The organism is Janthinobacterium amylolyticum (assembly GCF_051380655.1).
Lineage (GTDB): Bacteria > Pseudomonadota > Gammaproteobacteria > Burkholderiales > Burkholderiaceae_D > Janthinobacterium.
Map to the genome: position 1 here is coordinate 42,860 of NZ_JBNYXL010000006.1, position 25,603 is coordinate 68,462.

Here is a 25,603-nt window from a genome sequence, read left to right on the forward strand (position 1 = left end):
CATTATGCCCCCTGCGCGGCGCGGCGCCGCTTGATGAGGGCCATCGCCAGCCGTTGCAGCGGATGGCGGTTGCCGCCCGGACGCCAGGTATGCACGAGCTTGTTGCGGTAGGCATCGAAATGCATGCCGTGGGGCGCCGCCATCACCTTGCCGCGTTTCAATAGAATCTTCAACGCCTCGGTGGCGGCCGCACCCGCGCACAGCTGGCAGCCCATGATGGTCGATGGCCCGCGCCGCTCCTTCAGGTTGATGGCGGACGGGTCGACCAGATACGGGCCATGCAGTCCGGCCGGCGCCAGCCCGACGAGGAAGCGCAGGGCTTTTTCTTCTTCCGGCAAGTCGCCCCAGCCAAAGTATTCCTCGAACGTCATGCCGCCCGGCATGAAGCTGAGCACGGCCGTGCCCATGCCCAGCGGCGCGGCCGTGATGGCGGGGATGCCCAGGCGCGCGCAGCGGGCAAATGTGGCCTGGCGTGCGGGAAAGGCGAAGAAATCGAGGCCATCCACGTACAGGTCGACGCCGTCAAAGAACTCGGCCAGGTTGCTGTCGTGTACGCCATCGGGGAATTGCCTGATATCCAGCTCGGGGTTGATATCACGCGCCATCCGCGCCAGCACGGCCGCCTTCGGCTGGCCCAGGGTGGACACCATGGCGCCCGCCTGGCGGTTGAAATTGGCGATGTCGAAGGTATCGAAATCGGCGATGTGGAAGGCACCGACGCCCAGCCGGGCCAGGGTCAGCAGATGTACGCCACCCACGCCGCCCATGCCGGCGATGGCCACGCGCTTGCCGCGCAAGCTGTCCTGCTCCGCTTGCGTGACCCTGCCCAGGTTGCGGGCGAATGCCGCGTGATAGGAAAAACCGTCTGTCATGCTCACCTCTTCTATGCGTCCACGGCGGACGAAGAAATTTGGACAGGTGAGCGAGGCGTAAGTTCCCGCCATGACAGAAAAAAGCTAGCGCGCCAGGCGGCGCGGCGTTGCCGCCAATACCGGCGCCGGCGCCGACGCGCCCACCTTGAACACGCTGACGATCTGCGCCAGCCCTGCCGCCTGCTCGTTCATCGCCTGGGCCGCCGCCGATGCCTGCTCGACCAGGGCCGAGTTTTGCTGCGTCATGTTGTCCATCTCGACGATGGCCTGGTTGATCTGTTCGATGCCGGCGCTCTGCTCGGCACTGGCAGAGGAAATCTCGGCCACGATATCGGTCACATGCTGCACGCTGGCAACGACCTTTTCCATCGTCTCGCCCGCCAGCGCCACCAGTTTCTCGCCGGCGCCCACTTGCTCGGCGGAACTGTCGATCAGCAGCTTGATCTCCTTGGCGGCCGCAGCCGAGCGTTGCGCCAGGTTGCGCACTTCGCTGGCCACGACGGCGAAGCCACGTCCCTGTTCCCCCGCGCGTGCCGCTTCCACGGCCGCGTTCAAGGCCAGGATATTCGTCTGGAAGGCGATGCCATCGATGACGGCGATGATGTCGCCGATCTTTTTCGACGAGGCATTGATGGCGCCCATGGTCTCGACCACCTGGCCCACCACGCCACCCGCCTGGCTGGCCACTTGCGAGGCGGAAATAGCCAGCTGGTTGGCCTGGCGCGCATTGTCCGCATTCTGCCGCACGGTCGAGGTCATTTCCTCCATGGTCGAGGCCGTTTCCTCCAGCGAACCGGCCTGCTGCTCCGTGCGCGCCGACAAATCATGGTTGCCGGAAGCGATCTCGCCCGATGCCGTGGAAATCGATTCCGCGTCGGTGCGCACCTGGCTCACCAGGTGCGCCAGGTTGTCGCGCATGGCCCTGATGGCCATCAGCAGGCTGGACGTGTCGCCCGGGCGCGTCTCGATGTGCGTGGTCAGGTCGCCCTTGGCGATTTGCGCGACGATGGCGGCAGCGTAGTCGGGCTCGCCACCGAGCTGGCCCAGGATGCGGCGCAGCATCAGGGCCGCCAGGCCGCCCACCACCAGCATCAGCGCACCGCCGATGGCCAGCAGCACGCCCGCCTGGGCCCAGAACTTGTGGTTGATGTCATCGATATACGTGCCCGTGCCGACCAGCCAGTCCCACGGCGCAAATTTCACCACCGCATACATCTTTGCCACAGGGTCCTTCACGCCGGGACGCGTGCCGTCCGCCTGCACCAGGCCGATGCGGCTGTTGGCCAGCGCCGCACGGTAGCGGTCACCCGACTGCTTCATGTTCTTTTGCGGCGTGCCGATGCGCGACGCATTCGGGTGCACGTACAGCAGGTCCGTGCTGAAATCGCGCACGAAATAATACATTTCGTCCTTGACGAAACTGCCGATGGCCAGCTTGGCTTGCTGCTGCGCCTGCTCACGCGTGAGCTTGCCGGACTGTTCCAGCGCGTACGCCTTTTCCACCGAGGCATTGGCCAGTTCCACCAGCACCGTCAATTGCTCGACCCGCTCGGCCATCATGGTCTGGCGCAGGGAATACAGGGAAAAGGAGGCGATCAGGACGATGCCCAGCAAGGTGCTGAAGCACAACAAAAGAATGCGCGAACGAAGAGTCATGGAAACCTGGAGTGAGTGAGAATAAATTGCCCGATGGAAATCTTTTCAGAAAAGCAAAACGGGCGGCGCTACCGGGCTGTGCCCGGCAGGCACCGCCCGCTGTGAGTCTTGCTTGAAGATCAGGCCAAGGCTTCCTTGGCCGCCTCTTCCGGCGTCAAGCCGTCATAGAACTGGTCGGTAAACCACTCGACCTGCTCTTCGATATGGTCTTGCGCCTGCGCCACGGTGGCGCCACCGGCCACGAGGAAGCCTTCGACCTCGATACACCAGTTGATCAATTCCAGGGTTTCCGGATCGAGTTCTTCTTTCTTAGCCATCGTGCATTCCTTGCTTGTTAAATTGCGATATCACATCAATAAGCGGCAGTTTAACAGCTTCGTCGCCCTGCCGCCCCCGCACGTCAACAATAAAGGTTACTTTTCTGCAACATTTTTGCGCTCCGGATACAGCACCACTTGCACATAGTTATCCATGTTCAGGTAGCGCTGCGCCGCCTGTTTGACGGCTTGCGGCGTGATGGCGCGCACGCGCTGCTCGAAACGCAGGATGTGCGCGGGGTCGCGGCCCTGCGTCACGGAACCCATCAGCTGGCTCATCCAGTAGCGGTTTTCGCGCAGCGACTTTTGCTGGCGCGTGATCCAGTTCAGCTTGACCTTTTCCAGGTCGGCCGCCGACGGCCCGTCCGTCTTCATCTTGTTGATTTCGGCAAACGCGGCGGCGATCACCTTGTCCACGTTTTCCGGCCCCGTCGGCAAGTTCAGCGCCACCGAGTAATGGCCGTACGGATGCTGGCCCATGGCCGTCTGGAAACCACCGCCATAGATCATGCTCATCTTTTCGCGCAGCACTTCGATGACCTTCAGGTTCAGCACTTCGCCCAGCGCCTGCAGGGTCAGCTTCTGCTCGTCCGAATAGGCCACGTCGCCATTGAAGGTGATGGAAATCGTGCTTTTGGGCTCGCTGCCCATGTAGACATCCTTCTTCACCACCCCGCTTACCGGACGCATGCCCACATCGCGGTAGGCGTGCGCCACTTCGCCCACGGGCAAGGTGCCCAGGTAGCTGGCGATCAGCGGCTTGATCTTGTCGAGCTCGAAGCTGCCTGCAAAAATGAAGGTCATGTCGCGCGCGCTGGAGAAGCGCTGCTGGAAAATATCGAGCGCCTTGTCCAGGCTCACCTTGTCGAAATCGGCCGCGCGCGGCACGCCTTCGACACGGGGATTGTCGCCGAATGTGGCGTGCTGAACGGCATCGTAAAACACGGCTTCCGGCTGCGCCATGCTGTTTTTCGCCAGATCCTGCTGCTTGCCGATGAAGGACTGGTACAGGCCCGCATCCTTGCGCACATCGTTGAAATACAGGTGTACCAGTTGCAGCATGGATTCCACGTCGGCGCTGCTCGACGAGCCGCCAAAGCCCTCGCTCAGCTCGCCCAGCGAGGCGCCCACGTTGACGGTCTTGCCGGCCAGGACTTTCTGCAGGTCCAGCGGCGCCAGGTCCTTCAAGCCCATGCTGCCGACGATGGCGCTGGCGTAGCGCGCGTTATAAATGTCCGCGTCGCCGAACAGCGACTGGCCGCCGAAACGGGTCGAGCCCATCAGCACCTGGTCATTCTTGAAATCCGTGGGCTTGAGCAAGACGCGCACGCCGTTGCCCAGGGTCAGTTCCGTCACGCCGATGGCGCTATTCAACTTTTCGGAAACGATGCTGCCGCCGGCAGGCGGGCCATCCATCAGCTTGCTGGCGAGGACTCTTTCCATGCGCGGCTCGATGGTCTGCTGCTCCGCCCTGGCGACCGCGTCGAGCAGCTGCTGCTGCGTCGGTACGCTTGAGGCCGTATCGCCGGCCTTCGGCTCCGCGCCCATGAAGACAACGAGTTTCTTTTGCTGGTCGGGAATCACCTTGGCGACCGTCTCATTGACCTCTTGCAAGGTTACTTGCGGCAAGAGTTCCTGCGCATACAGCAGCTCGTTGGCGATGCCGGGGATGGCTTCCTGTTCCAGGAAGTTGCGCGAATACTCGGCCACGAAACCGGCCGAATCGGACTTGTCGCGCTCGCTATATGCACGCTCGTAGTTGCGCAGCATGTTCTTGCGCGCCCGGTCCAGCTCATCCTGGCTGAAACCGAAGCGGCGTGCCCGCTCATCTTCCTGCACCAGCGCATCGACAGCCGGCTGCACGCCGCCCTTGCCCAGCAAGGCATATGCGCTGAACGATTCATAGCCACGCACCAGCTTGCCCATGCTGCTGCCGCCCTGGATGAACGGCGGATTGGCTTGCTGCGACAATTCCTGCATGCGCGCGCTGAGCATCTGGCCATACAGGTTTTCGATCATCTGGCGGCGGTAGTCGGCAATGGTGACGGGTTCCTGCGCCGGGCGGATCGGGTAGCGGATGAATACGCTATCGTCCGCCGCTTCCTTGTCCGTGATCACCAGCGCTTCCGTCTGCGAGCGCTGCGGCACTTCCGCGTACACGCGCGGGCGCGGTTGCGCGGGGTTCTTCAGCTTGCCGAAATGCTGGCGTATCATCGCTTCGGCCCGCTTCGGTTCCACGTCGCCCACCACCATCACGGCCATCAGGTCGGGACGGTACCAATCTTTGTAGAAACGCTTGATGGCTTCCGGCTTGAAGGTTTTCAGCACGGATTCCTTGCCGATCGGCATGCGTTCCGCATAGCGCGATCCGTTCAGCAGCTTCGGATACAGCACCTTGTTCATGCGGTCGCCGGCGCCCTTGCCCAGGCGCGCCTCTTCCAGCACGATGCCGCGCTCGCTGTTGATATCGGCCGGATTGAATTTCAAGCCATGCGCCCAGTCTTCCAGCACCAGGAAGCCTTTTTCCAGGTTGCCCTTCTTGTTCGTCGGGATCGGCAGCACGTAAACGGTTTCATCGAAGCTCGTGTAAGCGTTCAGGTCGGCGCCGAATTTCACGCCGATCGATTGCAGGTACGAAATCAGTTCATTGCGCTTGAAATGCGTGGAGCCATTGAAGGCCATGTGTTCGGTGAAATGCGCCAGGCCTTGCTGGTCGTCATCTTCCAGGATGGAACCCGCCTTGACCACCAGGCGCAATTCCACTTTCTGCGCCGGACGGGCATTTTTCTTGATGTAATAGGTCAAGCCATTCGGCAATTTTCCGACGGTAACTTCTGGTGCCACTGGCAGGGGATCGCTCAAACGGATTTCCGCCTGGGCCATGCAGGCGCAAGCCAGCAGGACGGCGCCCGAGACCAGGCGTAATTTACTCAGCTTCATGTATTCTCTACGGTAAGATTCAGTAAGCGTACCTTACACCGAATTCCAGTTTCCGCCATTAAAAACAGCTTAGGAAAAACCGTTTTTCCCGGGCAACTTGCTCCTTTGCCGGACTGAAGCATCGCCTGCCGCTTTTTTTCATCTGTGCTAAAGTATTGCCGCCGGTCATGTGATCGGCACAACAATACGTCTTCGGGGCGGGGTGCGATTCCCCACCGGCGGTAAGACCGGCAACGGTCAAGCCCGCGAGCGCCTGTCAAGCATCGTTTGGCAGGGTCAGCAGATCCGGTGTGATTCCGGGGCCGACGGTATAGTCCGGATGAAAGAAGATGTGCAGTAGTGTGATGTCCCATCGCCACGGCGATGCGGCCAGTTGCGTCTATTCGCTTGCCCTGTTGCGTTTTTCGCTGATGCGAGGAGCGTTTCACCATGTTAGTCAACAGCTATACCCTGGTTTCCAACGACCTTGAAGGTCGCATTCAATCGGCCCTGGCCGCCATGCGCGCCGGCGTGCCCGTCATCCTGCTCGACGATTTCGACCGCGAAAACGAAGCTGACCTGATTCTGTCGGCCGAGAAACTCACGAACGAAACCATGGCCCTCCTGATCCGCGAATGCAGCGGCATCGTCTGCCTTTGCCTGCCGACGGACGTCGTCAGCGCGCTGGAATTGCCGCCCATGTCGCCGGACAACGGCAGCCGCTACGGCACGCCATTCACCGTCTCCATCGAAGCGCGCGACGGCGTCACCACAGGTGTGTCGGCCGCCGACAGGGTCACCACCATCCGCTCCGCCATCGCCCCGCACGCCAAGCCGGCCGACCTGGTGCGCCCTGGCCACGTCTTCCCCCTGCGCGCCGCGCCCGGCGGCGTGCTCGAGCGCCGTGGCCACACGGAAGGCTCGGTCGACCTGTCGCGCCTGGCGGGCCTGAACCCGGCCGCCGTGCTGTGCGAACTGATGAATCCGGACGGCACCATGATGCGCGGCGACGCTATCGAACGCTTCGCCGAACTGCATGGCATGCCGATCCTGACCATCGAAGAACTGGTCGAATGGCGCAACAAGCACAAGCAGTAAGCCGTCAGGCGGCCAGCGCCTTCGGCACATGCACGTGGCGGTAGACAAGGCCAGCTGCCAGGCCATACGCGGCGGCGATCGTCGCGTAGGCCAGCGGCAAGCGTAGCGACCAGTCCGGCACCATGTGCAGGATGCTGCCGATCAGCGCCACGCCCACCAGCGCGCCAATTTGCCGGTTGGCATTCAGGGCCGCCGCCGCGCTGTTCGCATGCTGCTTGCCAGCCACGCGCATCACGGTGGCTGTCATGGCGGGAATGGCGATGCCGATGGCCACGTTCATGACGGCCGTGCCCAGCGCCAGCAAGACGTACGGCGTACTCGGGCGCAAGGCCATCAGCAGCAGGGCCATCACGGCGCCCACCAGCAAGCCGGCCAGCATCGGCAAGCGCGTGCCACAGCGGGCCGCGATATTTCCCGCCATAAAATTCCCAACCGTATAGGCCGCCATCATGGGCAGCAGGCGCAAGCCCGACTGCAAGGCATCGGCGCCGCCCGCCTGCTGCAGGAACAGGCTGAGTAAAAACAGCTGGCCGAAGACGCAGAAATTGATCAGGAATCCCACGCCAGTGGCCGCGCCAAAGCTGCTGCTGTGAAACAGTGCACGCGGCAACAGCGGATGGCTGCCGCTGCGCTCGCGCCGCAGCAGTTGGCCGGCCGCCAGCACCGCCAGCGCCAGCGCCGCCAGCACGCCGGGCGACAGCCAGCCCAGCACGGGACCTTCGATCAGCACGAAACTCAGGCCCGCCAGCGCCAGCACGCCCAGTGCATGGCTGAACAGCGACAGATCGCGCGGCTGGCGGGCCGGCGCGGCCAGCAGCACTTGCGCCATGACGATGGCCAGCACGCCGATGGGGATATTCACCCAGAAGACGCTGCGCCAGCCGAACTGGTGCACGAGGATGCCGCCGATCAAGGGGCCGGATGCGCCAGCCACGCCGACCAGCGCCGACCAGGCACCCAGCATGCGCGTGCGTACTTTTTCATCGTCGAAACTGAGCGTCAGCAAGCTCAGTGAGCTGGGCATGAACAGGGCCGCGCCCGCCCCTTGCAGCAGGCGCGCGGCCGTCAAAAAATGCCCGTCGGGCGCGGCGCCGCACAGGATGGAGCCCAGCAGGAATACCCCCAGGCCACCCTGGTACACGGCTTTCGGCCCGTAGCGGTCGGCCAGCGCGCCGCCGGCCAGCAGCAGCGCGGCAAACGTCAGGGTGTAGCCGTCGACCACCCACACGAGACCCGTGAGGGGAATGGCCAGGTCCAGCGCGATATCGGACAGGGCCACGTTGACGGCCGTGACGTCGATCATGGCCATGACGAAGCCGAACGCCAGGGTCAGCAGGATCAGGCCATTGGCGCGGCGCGGTGTAGGGACAGACATGATTTTTCCTTGCAGGGACAGCGGGGCAGCCATTATGCGAGCGTTGCACAATGCAGTAAACAGGCATAAAATCAGCGCTATGATGCAAAAATGCATCAGCAATCACTAAGGAGCGGAACGATGGACTGGGATAACGCGCGCATCTTTCTGGCCATTGGCCGGGCCGGCACCTTGCGCGGCGCGGCGGCCCTGCTGTGCATCGACCAGGCCACCTGCGGGCGCCGCCTGGCCGCGCTGGAAACGTCGCTGGGCGCCACCCTGTTCCTGCGCACGCCGTCGGGCTACGTGCCCACGCCGGCCGGCGAGCTGGCGCTCAGCGCGGCCGAAGCCATGGAACGGGCCGCCGACAAGCTGCAGCGCGAAATGCAGGGCGTGGACAACCGTTTATGCGGCCTGGTGCGCGTGGCCACCACCGACACCATGGCCAGCCATTTCGTCATGCGCGCCATGCAGCGGCTGCACGCGGCCCATCCGGATATCCGCATCGTGCTCAACGTGGCGCCGGCGCTGGCCAGCCTGACGCGGCGCGAAGCCGACCTGGCCGTGCGCGGCGTGCGCCCCACCGACCCGGACCTCATTTCCCGCCACCTGGTCAAGCGCAGCCTGGGCCTGTATGCCTCGAAAGCCTACCTGGCGCAGCGGGGCGAACCCGTGCGCGGCACGGCGCTGGCCGGGCACGACATCGTCATCTACCACCATTCCGTCACGCCGCGCCATGCGGACAAGATCGCCGGCGAAGCTGTCGCCAACGCCAGGGTGGCCATGGAAGTGAACTCGGCCATGATGCTGCAGGAAGCCACGCGCGCGGGCCTGGGTGTGGCCGAACTGGCCACCCACCTGGCAGATCTCGATCCGCAGCTGGTGCGCATCTGGCCGGAACGGGCGGAAAGCTATGACGTGTGGCTGGTCATGCATGCGGACTTGAACCGCTCGGCGCGGGTGCGCGCGGCGGCCGACGCCATCATCGCCAGCGTGGCCGAGGTGGACCAGCAATAGCGCCGCCACGCACGGCTGCACGGCAGGACAATCGCTTGTGCCGAACGCATCCAATGTTAAGATGCCATGATGACCCTATCCGTCTCCCTCATCATCGGCCTGCGCCGCCTGCACCGGGCCACCATGGCCTGGCTGGGCAGCTGGTGGCGCCTCGTGCATTTCGCCATCCTGGTGTTTTCGCTGGCGCTGTCGCCATCGAGCTATAACCGCGACAACCGCCCCATCCTGGCGCACCGCCTGGTGTCGAACACGGCGCCCAACCTGGTGTGGTTCAGCGTCGCCTGTGCGCTCGTCAGCCTGGTGCTGATACGCATCGTCGTCGTCAGCGCGCAAAGCTATGGCCTGTCGCGCTATGCGCTGGAAATGGTGGTGCGCGTGCTGGTGCTGGAACTGATCCCGCTGACGGCCGCCCTGTTCGTCGCCCTGCGCCTGACCCTGCCCGACGGCATCGCCTTCGCGCAGATGCGCTCCAGTGGCGTGCTCGATACCATGCAGCGCCAGGGCGTCGACCTGCTGCGCCGCGAGTATTTTCCCCGCGTGATGTCCGGCATTTTCGCCGTGTGGATGCTGGCCATCGTCAGCTGCGTCACTTCGCTGGTCCTCGCCTATCTCACCATCTACGGTTTTACGCCATGGGCGCTGCAAGGCTACACGCGGGTGGTGGGGCAGATCTTCAATCCCGCCGTGGCGCTGATCCTGATGCTCAAGGTGATCTTCTTCAGCTTTGCCGTGGCCCTGATTCCGCTCGCCTCTTCCTACTATCCGGAAGAGCTGAACAAGCGCCGCGGGCGCATCTGGGCCGCGCACGGCCTGTCCGAAATGCTGCGCCTGTTTTCCGTCATCCTGCTGATCGAAGTGGCCTCGCTGATGGGAAATTACTACTGATGCCCGCCCGACGCCAGCGATCCCGATTCCACCCATACCAGAGCCAGAAGCCATGAGCCAACCGCAAAATCCCGACCAGACCGACGTCACGGCGCCAGACGCCGTATTGCCCGCGCCGCCGCCCGTGCGCCACGCCGAACTCAAGGCCGCCATCCTGCTCGTCTTCATGTTCGTACTGGTGGTCGGCTCCGTCGTCTACCTGATGTATGCGCGCGGCGCCTTCGAAGCCACGCAAACGCTGGTGCTGACGACCGAGGATTCCGACGGCGTCGGCGTGGGCGCCGACCTGACCTTCTCCGGTTTTCCCATCGGCCGCGTGCAGCGCATCGAACTGGCGCCGGACGGCAAGGCGCGCGTCATCATCGACGTGCCGCGCAAAGATGCGCACTGGCTGCGCACCAGCTCCATCTTCACCCTGGAACGGGGCATCGTCGGCGGCGCCAAGCTGCGCGCCTACAGCGGCATCCTGACCGATCCGCAGTTGCCCGATGACGCCACGCGCGACCTGCTGGTGGGCGACATGGCGGCGGAAATCCCGCGCCTGCTGTCGGCGGCGAAGGATTTGCTCAACAACGTGGCCAGCCTGACGGGCAGCGATTCCGCGCTTGATGGCACCTTGCGCAATGTGCAGGCCGTGACGGGCAAACTGAGCGGCCCTGGCGGCGCCATGGGCCTGCTGACGGGCGACGACAAGCAGTCGCAATTGCTGGTCGAGCGGGCCAACGCCCTGCTGGCCACGGCCGACAAGCTGGCGCGCCGCACGGATGGCCTGGTGGCCAATGCGGACACGCGCGTGTTTGGCGAAAAGGGGGTCATGACGGATGCGCAGGCAACCATCGTGCAGCTGAACGCGCTGCTGGCCGACACGCGCAACAGCCTGAAAAAAGTCGACGCCGTGCTGGTCGAGGCGCAAGCCGTGGGCGCCAACGCCAAGGCGGCGACGGCCGACCTGGGCCCGCTGCGCGCCGACGTGGAAAGCAATCTGCGCAAGGTCGAGCAACTGGTCAATGAAATCAACCGCAAATGGCCGTTCAAGCGCAATCCGGAGATCACACTGCCATGAAAACACTGAATATCGCACTGTCGGCCATGGCCATGGCTGCCCTCGCCGCCTGCTCCAGCGGCCCGCCCGTGCCGGACTGGAAGATGAACGCGCAAAGTTCGATCGAACGCTTTGAGGCGGCCTACCTGAATGGCAGCGCCCTGGTCGAACAGACGGAATTCCAGCGCGCGCGTGCGCAGGTCGGTTCCACCGGCAAGATCGACCTGATCGCGCGGGTCGAACTGCTGCGCTGCGCCACGCGCGTGGCCAGCCTGGTCTTCGAGGATTGCACGGGCTTCGAAGCGCTGCGCGCCGACGCCACGCCGGCCGACCGCGCGTATGCGGACTACCTGGCCGGCAAGGTGCAGCCAGCCGACATCGCCCTGCTGCCCGAAGCGCAGCGCGCGGTGGCGGCGGCAAGCTCCGACACCGCCGCATCGACCGCCGTTGCCACCGTCACCGATCCGCTGTCGCAGCTGGTGGCCGCCGGCGTGCTGCTGCGCGCCAGCCGCGCCACCCCGGCCCTGCTCGACACGGCCGTATCGACGGCTTCCGACCAGGGCTGGCGCCGCCCGCTCCTGGCCTGGCTGGGCGTGCAGCGCCTGCGCGCGGAGCAGGCCGGCGACCAGCAGGCAGCGCAGCGCATCGGGCGCCGCATGGACATCGTGGAAAAAAGCGGCAAGCCGCTGTAGCAGCCGAGGGTCTGGCAAGCGCGCTTGCTTGCCCAGGTGGCCTCAATCCGGGGCCAGCGGCCGCTCATGCCAGAAGGGGAATGCGCCACCATGACGGCAAAAAACTGCTGCGGCATCCACTGATGCCGGCCGACCCTGCCTTGCCCTTATGGGAACGTCAATTCCAGACCAAGCATGCTGACACAGAAGAAGGTGACGATCCCCAGGCTCAGGAGCAGTAGCACGAAGATGGCGACCACCTTGCCGCTCGCGCGCAGCACCGCGCGATTCTGCTTCGCCTTATCCTTGTCTTTCTTCCCTTGATCGTAATGCCACTTGATGGCATAGAACATACCCGTGCAGAGCACGAGAGCCTTGAACGTCACGAAGACTATAGGGGTCCAATCCATCATTTTGCATCTTTCCAGTTATTACTTGACACTATCTATCATGCGGGGCACACCCTCAAAACGCTGCGTCAACAGCGTCGCTTTTTTCAAGCCATCCGCAGGCATCCGGCCCCCATCTTTCATTATAGCCAGCCATGAAATACCCATGGCATACGGCGCAGTGATGTGCCGAATCCGGGTGTGAGAGGAGAAAACGTCGGCGCCTGGCATGCAAGAAGGTATTGCCGCAGGTTCTGATGCATACTACTTGAAAACAATATCCATACATTGAGACAAAATGTCCCAGTTGAAAACCATGCAAGATGGACATTTAGCCATCTGGCTGCCGCGATTGGCAGGGAACAAAGGTCCACGGTGTTTTACGGATTGCCGATGCATCCGGCGGTGGCCAGTGGGTCGCCGACACCGGGTGCGCGCACGGCAACGCCAGGCGCCGCAAGCCGTATTGCCCGCCATCCTCGAGCTGGCATGAAGTCCACGCCACCAGCGGATGGCGTGGACTTCGACGACCTGTTGCAACAAGGTTTGTCGCACGTTGCCATTGCCCGCCTTCCATGGCGCATCGCCGCAAGGCCGCCGGCAACGCATCGGCTGGAAGCATGCCGCGATTGTGTCAGCTGTTCCTGGCGGCCGGGCACGGCATGTCGCGGTAGAAGACAAAACCGCCCAGGCCGATGGCATCCGTGTCGGCCTTGACGCCATACACCAGCGTGTTTTGCTTGCCATCGATGCGCAGCAGGTTCTTGTGCAGCACGACTTGCGCATGCGACAGCTCCAGCGATGGCGTGGGTGCCAGCTGCAGGCTCAATTCGGACGTGGCGGGATCGTACGTCCAGCGGCCCGGATTGAAGAAGGCGAAGCCGCCATCGAAGCGCAGGCTGCCATCCTTGAACTGGGTCAGGCAAATGCCGGGAAATTCGCTGGGCGGGTTGTACCAGGTGGCGGCCACGGCGGCATTGGCCGGCGTCTTGCCCGGCATCTGCATGCCGGTATTGCCGCTCTGCCCGCCCATGCCGGCGCAGCCGGCCAGCGCCAGCGCGCACGCCAGCATGCCGCTGCGTGTGATGATCTTCTTGTGCATTACCGTCCCCTTGCTTTGTAGAAACACAATCTTAAAGGGGGATGGCTGACCGGACAAGCGGCCAGCGCACATAAGGCATATTTAGTTGTCGCCGGCCGCCCTGGCCGCCGCTTCGCGCAATTTGTCTTTTTTACTTTTGCGCGCGCCCTTCACGCCGCCATGCACCGTATCCGTGACGCTGCTCACGGGCGCGGGCAGCTCCGTCGGCTCGAAACCGGCCACCACTTCGCGCACGATACGCAAGTCGTTGCGGTTTTCGATCAGGCGGAAATGCGCTTCCGTATCGGCCGTCACGAAGCTGACGGCCGTGCCGCTCTCGCCCGCGCGGCCCGTGCGGCCGATGCGGTGCGTGTAATCGACGGCGGAACGGGGCAAGTCGTAGTTGACGACGGCCGGCAGGCCCGCGATGTCGATGCCGCGCGCCGCCACGTCGGTGGCCACCAGCACTTGCAGGCGGCCCGCCTTGAAATCGGCCAGCAGCTGGCTGCGCGTGCCCTGGCTGAATTCACCGTGGAAGGCGCCCACGTGCAGGCCCGCGCGCTGCAGCTTGTCGGCCACGTGTTCGGCCGCATACTTGGTCGCGACGAACACCAGCACGCGCTCCCACTGGTGCTGCAAAATCAAATAGCGCAGCAGCTGCGTGCGGCGCGGCACATCGACGGTGATGGCGCGCTGCGCGATGTCCGGCTTGTCCTGCGGCTCGGACGCCACTTCGATGCGCACGGGGTCCGCCAGCAGGCTGTCGGCCAGCGCCTGCACGCTGTCGGGGAAGGTGGCCGAGAAAAACAGGTTTTGCCGCTTGGCCGGCAACAGCGCCAGGATGGCATTGATTTCTTCGGAAAAGCCCATGTCCAGCAGGCGGTCGGCCTCGTCGAGCACGAACAGCTGCACGCCGCCCAGTTTCACGGCATTGTGCTTGACCAGATCCAGCAAACGGCCCGGCGTGGCAACGACGATGTCGGCGCCGCCGCGCAGGTCCATCATCTGCGGATTGATCGACACGCCGCCGAACAGCACGGAAATTTTCAGTTTGACGGGCAGCGGCTTGGCCAGCGCATGCACCGTCTGCCCCACCTGCGCCGCCAGTTCGCGCGTGGGCACGAGGATCAGCGCGCGCACCTGGCGCGGGCCCGCCGCGGGCGCCATCAGCGCCTGCAGCAGCGGCAGCGCGTAGGCGGCCGTCTTGCCGGAACCCGTCTGCGCCGCGCCCAGCACGTCGCTGCCGCGCAGGATGGCGGGAATGGCGGCCGCCTGGATGGCCGTCGGCGCTGCATAGCCGGCCTTGTCAACGGCGCGGACCAGGGCGGGAATCAGACCCAGTGAGGAAAATGGCATAGCGGGCCTTCTTGATATTTGTGCGTAAAGTGAGACCGGCCGCGAAAGGCGGCCGGTCGGAATAGCGACAGTATAAAGCAAGGGTGCGCCTGGCCGGACAAAATGCTCGGGGCCGGGCGCCATGCCGCGGACAGTACGCACGTACGGCAAGGCAATGGCAACAACGCCCGGGGATGTTATCGGCTACTGGCGCGGCATTTGCAGCTTTGGGTAGCCCGCTTCATCATAGCCCGGCATGCCGCGGCGGATGGCGTGCGAGAAATCCGCATCGTCATTCGCCGCCCGCGCGCGCGCCGTAATGTGGCCGCCGTCGCGCAGCTGCTGGAAGCTCAGGCCGGGCACCAGGCCCTTGACGTCGAACAGATAGCGGTCAAGGTAGCCGGAAGCGAGCAGGCGGAAGTCGACGGGCAGGCCGGGCACGATGCGGCGCACCATCTCGAAGACGATGGTGGTGCAGTTGGCCGTCAGGGTGTTATAGAACTGCGGCTGGCGCTTCAGCGATTCCGCCTCGTCCAGGTAGGCGAGGAACAGCGAACGCATGGCCGCCTTGGGCATCATCACGCGGTACAAGTGCATGTCCTCGCCCCGTGCATTCGTGCGCACGCGCAGGATGTCGCGCTCGTCAGCCGCCACCAGGCTCATTTCAAAATGCTTGAAGAAGCCGCCGATGGCGGAAAAGCTCTCGCCCTTTTCCTTGCGGATCTCGATGGAGAACGTCAGGAAGCGCCCGTCCGCGAAGCCGAACGAAATCAGGGTATGCGCGATGTAGGGCCCGGTCCAGTACGACAGCGCCGTGTCCACCGTGCGCAGTTCATCGAGGTTGTAGCTGCGCTGCTCCCACTTGACCGTGTAGTCGTCGTCGCTGCGCCAGTCGAAATTGCGCACATTCTCCAGGGTGGCGGTGCTGCCCTTCACGGTGCCCGTGACATTGCGCGCCACGTCGTCGGCCCACACGCGCTGCTGCTTCGGCGTGATCAAACTCCACCACAGCAACAGCAGAATGAAACCGGCCGCATACGTCAGCAGCACGCGCGCGTCGCCGCGCAGCCACCACAACGCCACGCTGGCCACGCCCAGCGCGCCCCACAGCAAGGCGCCGATGCCTTGTGCGGCCGTGCCGCCGGACAGCTGGTACCACAGCGCCAGCGCACCCCACAGGGCAGTCAACAGGATAATCAGAGTAGCGGCCATTTTGCCGATGGTGCCCAGCACGGAGCGGGCACGGTGTGATAAGAAAGTCATGCCCCATTATAGGTGTAAGTGAAGATCGGCAAGTATTTCGCTGTACCAGGCCAGCCAGATCAGCGCGGCATCTTGCAATGATGGCATAATGGCCTCTTTGGCAAGCCGCTGGCGGCGTGCTTCAGCGACGGGGAGCAGCCACGCCGACGGCGCCATCGCCTGCGTCATGGAACAGACGTGGATGGACGGTGCCGGCCGCCAACTGGCACGCGTCTCGATGCACGCTCCATGCGGCGTGGCATCCGTGGCGGGCATATCCGTTTTTAGCGTACTGGCCGCGCAACTGGCGCGCCAGTGATTTCGCACCGGCCACCCGCAAGGCAACGACAGAACCTCCGATGAAAAAGTACCTTTCACTCTTGCCGGCACTGGCTGCCCTCTGCCTGTCCACCGCATGCGAACCGGCGGCGCGCGGCGGCGTGGCATTCCACCTGCAGAATGCCGGCGCGGAGCCCATGCGCCAGGTGGTGGTGCATGTCAGGGGCAGATCCTATGCCGTGGGCGATATCGCCGCCGGCGCCAGCGCCTCCGTCACCTTGCATCCGCGCGGTGAATCGCATATCGAACTTGCCCAGCCAGGCCGCCCCAGGCTCGTCGTCGACTGCTACATGGACAGCGGCTACACGGGCAGCATCCACGCCAGCGCCACGACGGAGCGCATCGTGGCGGTCGATGCCAAGGTCCTTTTCGCGGCTTACTAGCGCCTCGCCCATTCCATTCACCGCCGCCTCAGGAGTCCCCCATTGCAGCCCCCTTCCCTGTACGCCTTCGCCGGCAGCCTCAATTCCCTTTTCATTGTCGTCAGCCTGTTTGGCCTGTGGTCGCAGCTCAAGAAAATCTGGCAGCGCAAGCGCGATGCCAGCGTCGGCGCCGGCAAGAGCACGGACATTTTGTCCATCAACCAGTTCACCGTCAGCTTCCTCGCGTATTGCGCCTTCTTCGTGTATGGCTATTCGATCACGCCGTTCAACCACTACATCGTCTGGCCGCGCCTGGTCGCGTCCCTGATCGCGCTGGCCATCCTGTGCGAGATTTACCGCGACCGCCGCAGCGCGACGGCCCGCCATGCGCTGCTGGCCTGCGCGCTGCTGCTGTGCGCGGGCCTGGCGGGCCTCGCCTTCGGTCCCACGTTCACGGATGAAAAGCGCGCGGTCTCGCAAAGCCTGATCGTCGCCGTCACCGTGCTGCTGGCGCAGGGCTATGCGCACCAGATCCGCTTGATCTGGCGCTCGGGCAAGACGGGCGCCGTATCGCTGAAAATGAGCCAGTTCATCCTGGCGATGGATGTCAGCACCATCTTCTTTGCCTGCGTCATGGGGCTGCCAACCGGCTGGCCCTTGCTGCTGCTGGCCTGCGTCAGCGCCACGACCAAATTGATCATCATGTGGCTGTTCCGCTGGGAGAAAAGCAGCCCGGCCGCACGCATGAAACGCCAGGCGCTGGCCTGCGGCTAAAATAAGGCATCGCCACCTTGCTGAAAGCGCCGCCATGCATGCTCCGATTCCCATCCTGCGCATCTTTTCCGAAGAAAAAGCGCGCGAGTTCTACCTCGGTTTTCTCGGTTTTACCCTGGACTGGCAGCACCGCTTCGAACCGACGGCGCCGCTGTACCTGCAGGTGACGCGTGGCGAACTGGTGCTGCACCTGTCCGAGCATTACGGCGACGCCACGCCGGGCGCGGCGCTGCTCATTCCCGTCGACGATATCACCGCCTTGCATGCGGAATTGCGCGACAGGGATTACGCATATGCGCGGCCCGGCATCCGCGACGAGGACTGGGGCCGCATCCTGGAAGTGGCGGACCCGTTTGGCAACCGGCTGCGCTTCTGGCAGCGCGGCGAATAGCGCTTACCGCCCGCTCAGCGCGCGCATTTCCGCATACAGGTTGGCCTTGCCTTCGAAGCCGATGCCGACCAGGTCCGGCATGGTGATGTGGCCGTTTTCCACCCTGACGCCATCGGGGAAGCCGCCGAAGGGCTGGAACAGGTCCGGATACGATTCATTGCCGCCCAGGCCCAGGCCCGCCGCGATATTCAAGGACATCTGGTGGCCGCCGTGCGGGATGCAGCGGCTGCGCGACCAGCCATGCTGGTGCAGCATGTCCAGGGTGCGCAGGTATTCCACCAGGCCGTAGCTGAGGGCGCAGTCGAACTGCAGCCAGTCGCGGTCGGCGCGCATGCCGCCGTAGCGGATCAGATTGCGCGCATCCTGCATGGAAAACAGGTTCTCGCCCGTCGCCATCGGCTTGTCGTAATAGCTGCGCAGGGTCGCTTGCAGCTCGAAGTCGAGCGGATCGCCCGCCTCTTCGTACCAGAACAGGTCGTACTGACGCAGCGCCTTGGCGTAGGCGACCGAGGTGTCCAGGTCGAAGCGGCCGTTGGCGTCCACGCACAGCTTTTGCCCGTCCTGCAGCACTTCCATGATGGCGTCGATGCGGCGCAAGTCCTCATCGAGCGAAGCGCCGCCGATCTTCTTCTTCACCACCGTGTAGCCGCGGTCGATATAGCTGCGCATCTCGTCCTGCAGCGCACTCAGGCTCTGGCCCGGATAGTAATAGCCGCCGGCCGCATACACGAACACCTTTTTGTCCGGCACGCCCGTGCCATGGCGCTCGGCCAGCAGCTGGAACAAGGGCTTGTTCTCGATCTTCGCCACGGCATCCCAGATGGCCATGTCGATGGTGCCGATGGCCACCGAACGCTCGCCGTGGCCGCCCGGCTTTTCATTCGTGTACATGCAGTCCCACACCTTGTGCGGATCGAGATTGCCGCCGTCGTCCGTGACGAGCGAAGCGGGATCGGCGTCGAGGATGCGGGGGATGAAACGCTCGCGCATCAGCATGCCCTGGCCGTAGCGGCCATTCGAATTGAAGCCGTAGCCGACCACGGGCTTGCCGTCGCGCATCACATCCGTGACGACGGCCACCAGGCTCAGGGTCATCTTCGTGAAATCGATGTAGGCGTTGCGGATGGGGGAAGAAATGGGAATGGTCTTTTCGCGGATTTCAACGATTTTCATGCGGGTCTCCTGTGGCTGAAAACAATGACGCCAGCTTACCCGCGATATGGAGTCGTATAATTGACACAAATTTAAACCATTATTCACTTCAGGTTAACAATGAAAACTGACGCCACTACGGAAATGGCCTTCTTTGTGCTGCTGGCCAAGCTGGGCAGCCTGTCGGCCACGGCGCGCGAGCTGGGCATCACGCCGCCCGCCGTCAGCAAGCGCTTGACGCTGATGGAGCAGCGCCTGGGCGTGCGCCTGCTGAACCGCAGCACCCGGCGCATCAGCCTGACGGGCGATGGCGAAAGTTATTTGGCACAGGCGCGGCAGATTCTCGACGATATCCGCGCCATGGAAGAGTCCCTGGCCAGCGGCAGCGCGCAGCCGCGCGGGCTGCTGCGCGTGAATGCCACCCTGGGCTTCGGCCGCACGGTGATCGCGCCCCTGCTGTCGCAATTCGCCCTGCGCCACCCGCAGCTGGAAGTGCAGCTGCAGCTGACGGACAGCCCCATCAACCTGGTCGAGCAGGCGTATGACCTGGGCATCCGCTTCGGCGACCTGCCCGACACGCGCCTGTCTGCGCGCAAGATCATGTCGAACCGGCGTTTCCTGTGCGCCTCGCCCGCCTACCTGCAGGCGCACGGCACGCCGCAAACGCCGGACGACCTGGCGCGCCACCGCTGCATCGTGCACCGGCAGAACGACGACGCCTACGGCATCTGGCGCCTGAGCCGCGGCCGCGCCACGCAGACGGTGAAAGTGCGCGGCACGGTGGCCAGCAACGACGGCGACGTGGTGCTGGGCTGGGCGCTGGACGGCCACGGCATCCTGCTGCGTTCGGAATGGGATCTGGCCCGCTATCTCGACAGCGGCCGCCTGCGCGTGGTGCTGCCCGACTACACGCTGGCGCCGGCCGACCTGTATGCCTACTACCCGAGCCGCCATCAATTGCCCGCCAAAGTGCGCGCTTTTATCAATTTTCTCAGCCAGCAATTGCAGCCGGAAGCGGCCACGGCAGCCGAATCAGGTTAAACTACAATATTGCGATATGGCAATATTATGAAGGAGTAGGTTTTGCTAGTCATACTCGGATTTCTCGTCGTGCTGTTTTCCGTCTTCGGCGGCTTCGCCATGCAGGGCGGGCATTTGGGCGCCCTGTTCCAGCCGCTGGAACTGCTGATGATCGGCGGCGCCGCGCTGGGCACCTTTTTTGTCGGCAATGACGCCAAGGCCATCCGCGCCACGTTCGCCGCCCTGCCCACCCTGTTCCACAGTTCGCAATACACGAAATCGCGCTACATGGAGCTGATGGGCCTGATGTATGAAATCCTCAGCAAGATCCGCAAGGAAGGCCTGATGTCGGTCGAGGACGATATCGACGACCCCTACCGCAGCCCCATCTTCGTCAAGTATCCGTACACGCTCGGCGACGAGCACATCCTGGAATTCATCACCGATTATTTACGCCTGATGGTGTCGGGCAATATGGATGCCTACCAGATTGAAAACCTGATGGATAACGAGATCGAGACTTACCACGAGGATGCGGAAATGCCGATCCAGACGATTTCGCAGCTGGCCGACGCCATGCCCGCCTTCGGCATCGTGGCCGCCGTGATGGGCGTGGTGCACACCATGGCCTCCGTCGGCTTGCCGCCGGCCGAGCTGGGCGTGCTGATCGCGCAGGCGCTGGTGGGCACCTTCATCGGCATCCTGCTGGCCTACGGCTTCATCGCGCCACTGGCCAGCTTGCTGCGCCGCAAGCACCATGAAACGGCGAAAATGTACCAGTGCGTGAAAGTCACCCTGCTGGCCAGCCTGAACGGCTACGCGCCGGCGCTGGCCGTGGAATTCGGCCGCAAGGTCATTTCCGCCACGGAACGCCCGTCGTTCAGCGAACTGGAAAACCACGTGCGCCAGGTCAAGACGCGCACCTGAGGCAGCCCTGGAAGATCATTGACCTGATCATCATCGACATGAAGAGGGCAAGTGCCATACCGCACTTCCTCCGAGAAATAAGCGCTCGGCAAGCGACAACATGGCGCCGCTTGCGGCAGCCTGGCGCGAGGCGAAGCAGCACTCTGCCGGCAAGGGGCGCAGTGCCGACGATGTCCGTTTGATGGCCTTGGCAAACCTGCATCGTGAACACGCCGGGGCACGCACGAGCGACGAAGTCCTGGCTGCATTGAGCGCCTGAGCGAATACGCACCTGGCTGCTCCAGCTCGCGTATCGCGTGGCTGCCCTCCTTGCGCCATAGGTAGCGGCCGGGGGCGAATGATATAGTGGCGGAAATGTATACACTGAAAGAAACTGCCATGAAAAACGACGCGACCGTTCGCCCGCAAGCAAACCAGGCACCTGCCAGACTCAGCAAAGGGGACTTCGTCACCGTGCTGCGCAAGCAGTTGCAGGAAGCGGCAAAGGCCGGCGAGACCAGCGTGGACATACGCGCCGCGAACCTGCACACCGAGGTTGGCGTTTATCCCGCGCGCGGCCACTCGATGCCGACCTGTTGCACGGTGATGTATGAGGAAATGCAGCCCGGTGACGAGATACTGCTGACGCCACCCGGCGGCAAAGGACCGACGCTGCTGGTCCGGTATAAATTCCCACGCTGACAATCGCGCTCTCAAGCTACTGGAAGCGATTCGGAGCGCTAATCAGTTCCGTCCGCTTCTGTCCCGAAGCAGAAGTTAGGGGGGGCGACCACCCATGAATCGGTTTCTCGATGCTTGCCAAGCCCAACTGTATCAAACCGGTCTTTGCCATCGAGAGGCCAAACACCAAGCCATTCAAGTGCCGAATTGATGGCGTCGTTAGAAACAGATACGAGCGCATCTGTACCCCCCGCTGGAATCAATGTGTGTGCCTGCGTGCCACTCCCGCCAAAAATCTCTGCCTCCACATAAGCAACTGGTCCGTGAACACTAAGCGCTGAACATAGGCCACGCAAGACTGGCGGTAGCTCCTCGATGCCTTCATCTGTCAGCGGTAAAAAAGGGAGACTCAGGAGCTTTCTTGCCGTGCTCCCAAGGGCAATCATTTCTATGCCCCCATCGAGCTGGAGCACTTCCATTCCATTGGCAAGCTCCGCGTTAAAAGTCCCTTGTGCAGCAAGGATGGCTTGAATCGAATAACTCATACGTGTGGCCATTAGGTTTTAAATTATTGACATTGATACGTCTGCTTTTGGCCGATTGCGGTCGTCGGCAGGTTCCGCCCCGAAGCGGTCATAGAACTACCGAAGTAGGCGGATCAATGAAGTGCATTCACAGCGTCTTGGATATAGCTGATCAACAATGCAAGATCGGGCTTGTCGCCGTACATGTCGAGTTCACGAATGGCAATTAATCCCATGGACAGCGGCCCTGGCGCTGTGTCGGAAGGACATCCGGACACAAATCCTTCGCACCAAGCTAGTTGCCGCAGGATAGATTGTCCAGGCGGCCAGCCTTTCGATGACAGAGGCTGAATCTGCTGAATAGCGGATTGAATCTTCCGCAAGAGCATTATTTTATCTTCCATTTTTTCTTGCTCGCGCGAATGGCTGCCGCTGGCCGAATACAGCCTTCAGGCAAGCTCCATAAAAATTCAAAGCAGCTTCTAATACACGGTTCGGAGTCTATATTACCGTTAATCAAGTGCTTCGGACCTCCTCCTGGTATCAGCAAAGTCGGTGTACAGATACCCCGCGAATTGTCCTTGCGCGCCGCTGGAATGTAATTGCCCTGGCACTCTCCATCATCAGAGCATGCCTTTCCTCCATCGCTCGCATTGACGACACAGAAATAGAACTGTCCCATGGGATAGTGGAGCCACTTCCACGTATTGCGGCACACTGCTGTTGCGTCATTGGGCGTTGGGGTTTCTCGATGCTTTTCGCCCCGTTCGCCAAGCCGTTCGCCGCCATTGATCTTTGCCACCAGCTTACGCGCGCGCCCACGTTTCCAGGGAGCCAGCGAGCTTGTAGTCGGCAAGTCCATAAAGTTTCTTTATCAATGCATCGATCGCTTGAGATAACATCTCGGCGTCCGCTGCCTTGTACTGAACACATGCCGACCGGCCGGGTGACCAATCGATAATCTCAGCGGGTTGAAGAGGTGCAAAAACTTCGGTGATGAGCGGGACCGGTGAAGAATTCTCCGCATAAGAGAAATCCATGTAGTCACCATAGATCAGCACCCATACGCCAGGGCGCCCAACAACGTTTAGTCTCGCGTAAAACTCCCGTGATGGAAGTTTACTATGGAGACTCAGACTACCAAAGGCCGCCTGCAAGATCCGGCGAACTTCTTCCTTTGATTCTTCTTGCATTGCTATTCCCACCCGGCTGATGCATATGTGTCATGCGCAACATCTCGTCTGCTTGCAAAACCGTCGGCTTTCCGGCAGCTTGCCGCGATTGTCAGGTTCCGCCTTCCAGCGGAGGCTCCTTGGCTTGGTCGAAAACGGCAAAGAGTTCCCGGCATGCAATTAACATAAAATTTCATACTCTATGAACGGCTCAAGGACCGTAGCACCCCAGGTGAGAAACCCCGGTGCTGGCTCACAGGCAAGGCGATATGTCGTGACATCACCATTAAAGACCTCTTCAACTCTTGCAATATCTCCCGGGATTGGGTCACGTTCACTCATCCAGTCGCGATACGTGACCCCCTCAAGATTTATCTTGATCAGCTTGATTTTTTCACCAGTTTTCAAGGTGGTCATTTGTCTATTATCGTCCGTGAAAGTGCCAAACAATATGCATATGAGAGGACCGCCTGCGCAGCTATTAGCTTCAGCAAAGGTTAGCCCGGCGCGCCAGGCCCTCTCCTTTTCTGCCATTTATGGCGCCGTGGCCGCCTCATCCGGGCAGCTGAGCTCTTCCTCCTGCGTATATAAAGTCATCGGCACGCGCTGGCCGTCGACTTCCAGTTCGCGTACTTTCGGCGGCACCAGCTGGAATTCGCCGGCCTGCAGTTTTTCGCGCAGGGGCTTGCAGCGCAAGGCGTCGGCGGGGAGCTGTCCGCGTGCAGTCCAGCTGCCATCGTCCTTCTCAGCCAGCAATACCGACGAGGCGCGCGGGTCATTGCTGATCAGCAGCACTTCCTGCTTGCCGTCGCCATCGAAATCGAGCAGGTAGGCGTCGCACTGCTGCCCCGCCCGCTTCAGACAGGCGGGCAGGCGCCAGGCCGGCCCTACCTGCGTCCAGTCCTGGCGCACGAAGCTTTCCGGCAATTTCGCCGTCGCCGGGCGCAGGGTCAGGTTGATCGACACGTCGCTCAGGGCGCCCGTCTCGTCGAGGCGGTTCTGGCGCTTGAGCATGGCCGTGGCGCGGGCACGCACGATGGCGGCATCCGGCCCTTGCGTGCGTGTCGTCAATTCCTGCAAGGCCGCCTGGCCGTAGCGGGCGCCCTCGAAGCGCAGGTATTCGAAATCGAACTTGTCCACGCTGACCTTGCCGCTGTCCAGGCGCGCCATCTGGCTGGCCACGGAAATGCGCGCCGGGTCCGCCAGCGGCGAGAACAGCGCGAACAGCACCAGCAGGGTGACGCCGGCGGTGGCGACGTTGACGTTGGCGATCAGGTGCAGCCAGTCGCCATACTTGCTGGCGGCCCACGCATAGCCGACGGCGTAGCACGTGGCGATCAAGAGACAGGCGGCGGCAATCAGGCGGTCGGCCGTCCAGCCATGCGACATCACGCGCAGGGTCAGCGCATAAATCGCGATGCCCACCACCCACGGCAGCAGCAAACAAGCCAGGCGCGTGCCCAGGCGGATGCCGCGCGCCACGCCATGGCCCACTTCGCCATTCTGGAAGGCGGCATTGATCAGCACGACCAGCACGCCGGCCATGCCCAGCAGCACGGAGGCCGCGTGGCGCGTGGCCCACAGCCGCTCGAAGCCGATGAAGGGCAAGGTCAGCAGGAAGCCGGAGACCAGCACGGCGGCGATCGGCACCAGCCACGACAGCAGCACCAGCAGCAGGGTGCGAATGCCGCGCACAATGGACGGGCGCACATCCGTGATGTGGATGGCGAACGAGAAGGCGAAGCAGATGACGGGTATCACGAACCAGGCCTGGCTCAGCAGTTTCTTCAGGAAACTCAGCTTGATCAGCAGGAACAGCTGCCCGCCCAGCCACAGCACCAGCCACAGGCCCAGCACGAACAGCAAGGAAAACAGCAGTTGAATGCCCAGCTTCCAGGCAATTTCAAAATAGGTCGGGTAGCGGGCGATGCGCCGGCCATCCTGGGCGCTGGCCAGCACCAGCGCGTGGGCGATATAAAAGCCCACCACGCTGAAACCGAACAGCTGGGCGGAAATCACGCGCAAGGGCGCGCCCGGCTTGTAATTGCCCCAGATGACGTGCTCGGCGCCGCGCGCCACGTCATGCCAGGCCAGCACGGCCATCACGGCCGCCGCACCCGCCATCCACAGGACGATGCGCTTGGCCGACATGTGGCCCAGGCTGGACACAAGCAAAATGGGCAGGAGCAGGCTGACCAGCATCAACGGGCCCAGCAGATAAGCTTCCGTGGCGGGCCAGACCTTGTCTTGCGCCGTGCTGTACAGCCAGTACAGCAGCACGCCTTGCAGCAGGCCCGTCACCAGACGCGTCACCGCGATGCGCGGCGCCACCACCGGATCGAGCAAAGCCATGTTTTTTCCAGCGGCATCCTGCTGCATAGTCATTCCTTTATGAATCATTATT

The 25,603-nt window shown here is 62.8% G+C and carries 27 protein-coding genes and 1 riboswitch; of the genes, 12 read left to right on the forward strand and 15 right to left on the reverse strand.

Going from position 1 to position 25,603, the window contains the following annotated elements; all coding sequences use genetic code 11:
• Nucleotides 1-2 precede the first annotated feature (2 nt).
• From ACQ4WR_RS13825 to ACQ4WR_RS13840, 4 genes are all read right to left on the reverse strand, one after another.
• Nucleotides 3-872 carry a ThiF family adenylyltransferase gene (locus ACQ4WR_RS13825; RefSeq protein ID WP_436487881.1) on the reverse strand — a complete coding sequence of 290 codons (870 nt, stop codon included), beginning with the start codon at nt 870-872 and terminating at the stop codon, nt 3-5.
• 84 nt (nt 873-956) lie between these two features.
• Nucleotides 957-2,528: a methyl-accepting chemotaxis protein gene (locus tag ACQ4WR_RS13830; protein WP_436487883.1), complete on the reverse strand. Its 1,572-nt coding sequence runs from the start codon at nt 2,526-2,528 to the stop codon at nt 957-959.
• Nucleotides 2,529-2,647: 119 nt separating this feature from the next.
• Nucleotides 2,648-2,845, reverse strand: coding sequence for a hypothetical protein (locus tag ACQ4WR_RS13835; RefSeq protein ID WP_010399555.1), 198 nt, complete (start codon nt 2,843-2,845; stop codon nt 2,648-2,650).
• Between the two features lie 96 nt (nt 2,846-2,941).
• Complete coding sequence (locus ACQ4WR_RS13840; RefSeq protein WP_436487885.1) at nt 2,942-5,785, reverse strand: M16 family metallopeptidase; 2,844 nt, start codon at nt 5,783-5,785, stop codon at nt 2,942-2,944.
• A gap of 184 nt (nt 5,786-5,969) precedes the next feature.
• Nucleotides 5,970-6,120, forward strand: a riboswitch (FMN riboswitch).
• A 94-nt stretch (nt 6,121-6,214) separates the two neighbouring features.
• Between ACQ4WR_RS13840 and ribB the strand changes: the two genes are divergently transcribed.
• Nucleotides 6,215-6,862 carry a 3,4-dihydroxy-2-butanone-4-phosphate synthase gene (gene ribB / locus ACQ4WR_RS13845; RefSeq protein WP_436487887.1) on the forward strand — a complete coding sequence of 216 codons (648 nt, stop codon included), beginning with the start codon at nt 6,215-6,217 and terminating at the stop codon, nt 6,860-6,862.
• Between the two features lie 4 nt (nt 6,863-6,866).
• Here the strand turns inward: ribB and ACQ4WR_RS13850 are convergent, their stop codons facing one another.
• Nucleotides 6,867-8,237 carry an MFS transporter gene (locus ACQ4WR_RS13850; RefSeq protein WP_436487889.1) on the reverse strand — a complete coding sequence of 457 codons (1,371 nt, stop codon included), beginning with the start codon at nt 8,235-8,237 and terminating at the stop codon, nt 6,867-6,869.
• Between the two features lie 120 nt (nt 8,238-8,357).
• Between ACQ4WR_RS13850 and ACQ4WR_RS13855 the strand changes: the two genes are divergently transcribed.
• The 4 genes from ACQ4WR_RS13855 (at nt 8,358) to ACQ4WR_RS13870 (ending at nt 11,852) form a co-directional block, all read left to right on the forward strand.
• Nucleotides 8,358-9,233: a LysR family transcriptional regulator gene (locus ACQ4WR_RS13855; protein WP_102297908.1), complete on the forward strand. Its 876-nt coding sequence runs from the start codon at nt 8,358-8,360 to the stop codon at nt 9,231-9,233.
• Between the two features lie 69 nt (nt 9,234-9,302).
• Entirely contained in the window at nt 9,303-10,118 is an 816-nt protein-coding gene (locus ACQ4WR_RS13860) for an MlaE family ABC transporter permease (RefSeq protein WP_436488321.1), read from the forward strand.
• Between the two features lie 52 nt (nt 10,119-10,170).
• Nucleotides 10,171-11,181 carry an MlaD family protein gene (locus tag ACQ4WR_RS13865; RefSeq protein WP_102297912.1) on the forward strand — a complete coding sequence of 337 codons (1,011 nt, stop codon included), beginning with the start codon at nt 10,171-10,173 and terminating at the stop codon, nt 11,179-11,181.
• Nucleotides 11,178-11,852 (forward strand): hypothetical protein, encoded by a 675-nt coding sequence (locus tag ACQ4WR_RS13870; protein ID WP_436487891.1) that lies wholly within the window; start codon nt 11,178-11,180, stop codon nt 11,850-11,852. Before ACQ4WR_RS13865 ends, ACQ4WR_RS13870 begins: the two co-directional genes overlap by 4 nt.
• Nucleotides 11,853-11,998: 146 nt before the next feature.
• On the opposite strand, the gene ACQ4WR_RS13875 is transcribed toward ACQ4WR_RS13870, so the two are convergent.
• The 4 genes from ACQ4WR_RS13875 to ACQ4WR_RS13890 form a co-directional block, all read right to left on the reverse strand.
• On the reverse strand, nt 11,999-12,244 hold the full coding sequence (locus tag ACQ4WR_RS13875) for a hypothetical protein (protein WP_102297419.1): 246 nt from the start codon (nt 12,242-12,244) through the stop codon (nt 11,999-12,001).
• A gap of 610 nt (nt 12,245-12,854) precedes the next feature.
• On the reverse strand, nt 12,855-13,322 hold the full coding sequence (locus ACQ4WR_RS13880) for a hypothetical protein (RefSeq protein WP_102297424.1): 468 nt from the start codon (nt 13,320-13,322) through the stop codon (nt 12,855-12,857).
• An 81-nt stretch (nt 13,323-13,403) separates the two neighbouring features.
• Nucleotides 13,404-14,657, reverse strand: coding sequence for a DEAD/DEAH box helicase (locus tag ACQ4WR_RS13885; protein ID WP_436487894.1), 1,254 nt, complete (start codon nt 14,655-14,657; stop codon nt 13,404-13,406).
• 183 nt (nt 14,658-14,840) lie between these two features.
• Nucleotides 14,841-15,899: an Lnb N-terminal periplasmic domain-containing protein gene (locus ACQ4WR_RS13890; protein ID WP_436487896.1), complete on the reverse strand. Its 1,059-nt coding sequence runs from the start codon at nt 15,897-15,899 to the stop codon at nt 14,841-14,843.
• An 88-nt stretch (nt 15,900-15,987) separates the two neighbouring features.
• Between ACQ4WR_RS13890 and ACQ4WR_RS13895 the strand changes: the two genes are divergently transcribed.
• The 4 genes from ACQ4WR_RS13895 to ACQ4WR_RS13910 are packed head-to-tail and all read left to right on the forward strand — an operon-like array spanning nt 15,988 to nt 17,744.
• Nucleotides 15,988-16,197, forward strand: a complete 210-nt coding sequence (locus ACQ4WR_RS13895) for a hypothetical protein (RefSeq protein WP_436487898.1) — start codon at nt 15,988-15,990, stop codon at nt 16,195-16,197.
• Between the two features lie 40 nt (nt 16,198-16,237).
• On the forward strand, nt 16,238-16,600 hold the full coding sequence (locus ACQ4WR_RS13900) for a hypothetical protein (RefSeq protein WP_436487900.1): 363 nt from the start codon (nt 16,238-16,240) through the stop codon (nt 16,598-16,600).
• Nucleotides 16,601-16,642: 42 nt separating this feature from the next.
• A complete protein-coding gene (locus ACQ4WR_RS13905) occupies nt 16,643-17,353 on the forward strand; it encodes a hypothetical protein (protein WP_436487901.1) in 711 nt (236 codons plus the stop codon).
• 34 nt (nt 17,354-17,387) lie between these two features.
• Complete coding sequence (locus ACQ4WR_RS13910) at nt 17,388-17,744, forward strand: glyoxalase superfamily protein (RefSeq protein WP_436487903.1); 357 nt, start codon at nt 17,388-17,390, stop codon at nt 17,742-17,744.
• Nucleotides 17,745-17,747: 3 nt separating this feature from the next.
• Here ACQ4WR_RS13910 and ACQ4WR_RS13915 read toward each other — a convergent pair whose 3' ends face one another.
• A complete protein-coding gene (locus tag ACQ4WR_RS13915; RefSeq protein ID WP_436487905.1) occupies nt 17,748-18,917 on the reverse strand; it encodes a mandelate racemase/muconate lactonizing enzyme family protein in 1,170 nt (389 codons plus the stop codon).
• Between the two features lie 99 nt (nt 18,918-19,016).
• On the opposite strand from ACQ4WR_RS13915, the gene ACQ4WR_RS13920 reads away from it, so the two are divergent.
• The 3 genes from ACQ4WR_RS13920 to ACQ4WR_RS13930 all read left to right on the forward strand — a co-directional run bounded on the left by ACQ4WR_RS13920 (nt 19,017) and on the right by ACQ4WR_RS13930 (nt 21,524).
• Complete coding sequence (locus ACQ4WR_RS13920; protein WP_436487907.1) at nt 19,017-19,937, forward strand: LysR family transcriptional regulator; 921 nt, start codon at nt 19,017-19,019, stop codon at nt 19,935-19,937.
• A 42-nt stretch (nt 19,938-19,979) separates the two neighbouring features.
• Nucleotides 19,980-20,843, forward strand: coding sequence for a flagellar motor stator protein MotA (gene motA, locus ACQ4WR_RS13925; protein ID WP_102297446.1), 864 nt, complete (start codon nt 19,980-19,982; stop codon nt 20,841-20,843).
• Nucleotides 20,844-21,221: 378 nt separating this feature from the next.
• On the forward strand, nt 21,222-21,524 hold the full coding sequence (locus tag ACQ4WR_RS13930; protein ID WP_102297484.1) for an HNH endonuclease: 303 nt from the start codon (nt 21,222-21,224) through the stop codon (nt 21,522-21,524).
• A gap of 38 nt (nt 21,525-21,562) precedes the next feature.
• Here the strand turns inward: ACQ4WR_RS13930 and ACQ4WR_RS13935 are convergent, their stop codons facing one another.
• The 5 genes from ACQ4WR_RS13935 to ACQ4WR_RS13955 all read right to left on the reverse strand — a co-directional run bounded on the left by ACQ4WR_RS13935 (nt 21,563) and on the right by ACQ4WR_RS13955 (nt 25,551).
• Nucleotides 21,563-22,048 (reverse strand): hypothetical protein, encoded by a 486-nt coding sequence (locus ACQ4WR_RS13935; protein ID WP_436487910.1) that lies wholly within the window; start codon nt 22,046-22,048, stop codon nt 21,563-21,565.
• A 113-nt stretch (nt 22,049-22,161) separates the two neighbouring features.
• Nucleotides 22,162-22,431: a hypothetical protein gene (locus tag ACQ4WR_RS13940; RefSeq protein ID WP_436487912.1), complete on the reverse strand. Its 270-nt coding sequence runs from the start codon at nt 22,429-22,431 to the stop codon at nt 22,162-22,164.
• A gap of 402 nt (nt 22,432-22,833) precedes the next feature.
• Complete coding sequence (locus ACQ4WR_RS13945) at nt 22,834-23,220, reverse strand: hypothetical protein (protein ID WP_436487913.1); 387 nt, start codon at nt 23,218-23,220, stop codon at nt 22,834-22,836.
• A gap of 159 nt (nt 23,221-23,379) precedes the next feature.
• On the reverse strand, nt 23,380-23,616 hold the full coding sequence (locus ACQ4WR_RS13950) for a hypothetical protein (RefSeq protein WP_436487915.1): 237 nt from the start codon (nt 23,614-23,616) through the stop codon (nt 23,380-23,382).
• A 117-nt stretch (nt 23,617-23,733) separates the two neighbouring features.
• Nucleotides 23,734-25,551 (reverse strand): DUF4153 domain-containing protein, encoded by a 1,818-nt coding sequence (locus ACQ4WR_RS13955; RefSeq protein ID WP_436487917.1) that lies wholly within the window; start codon nt 25,549-25,551, stop codon nt 23,734-23,736.
• Nucleotides 25,552-25,603: the final 52 nt, after the last annotated feature.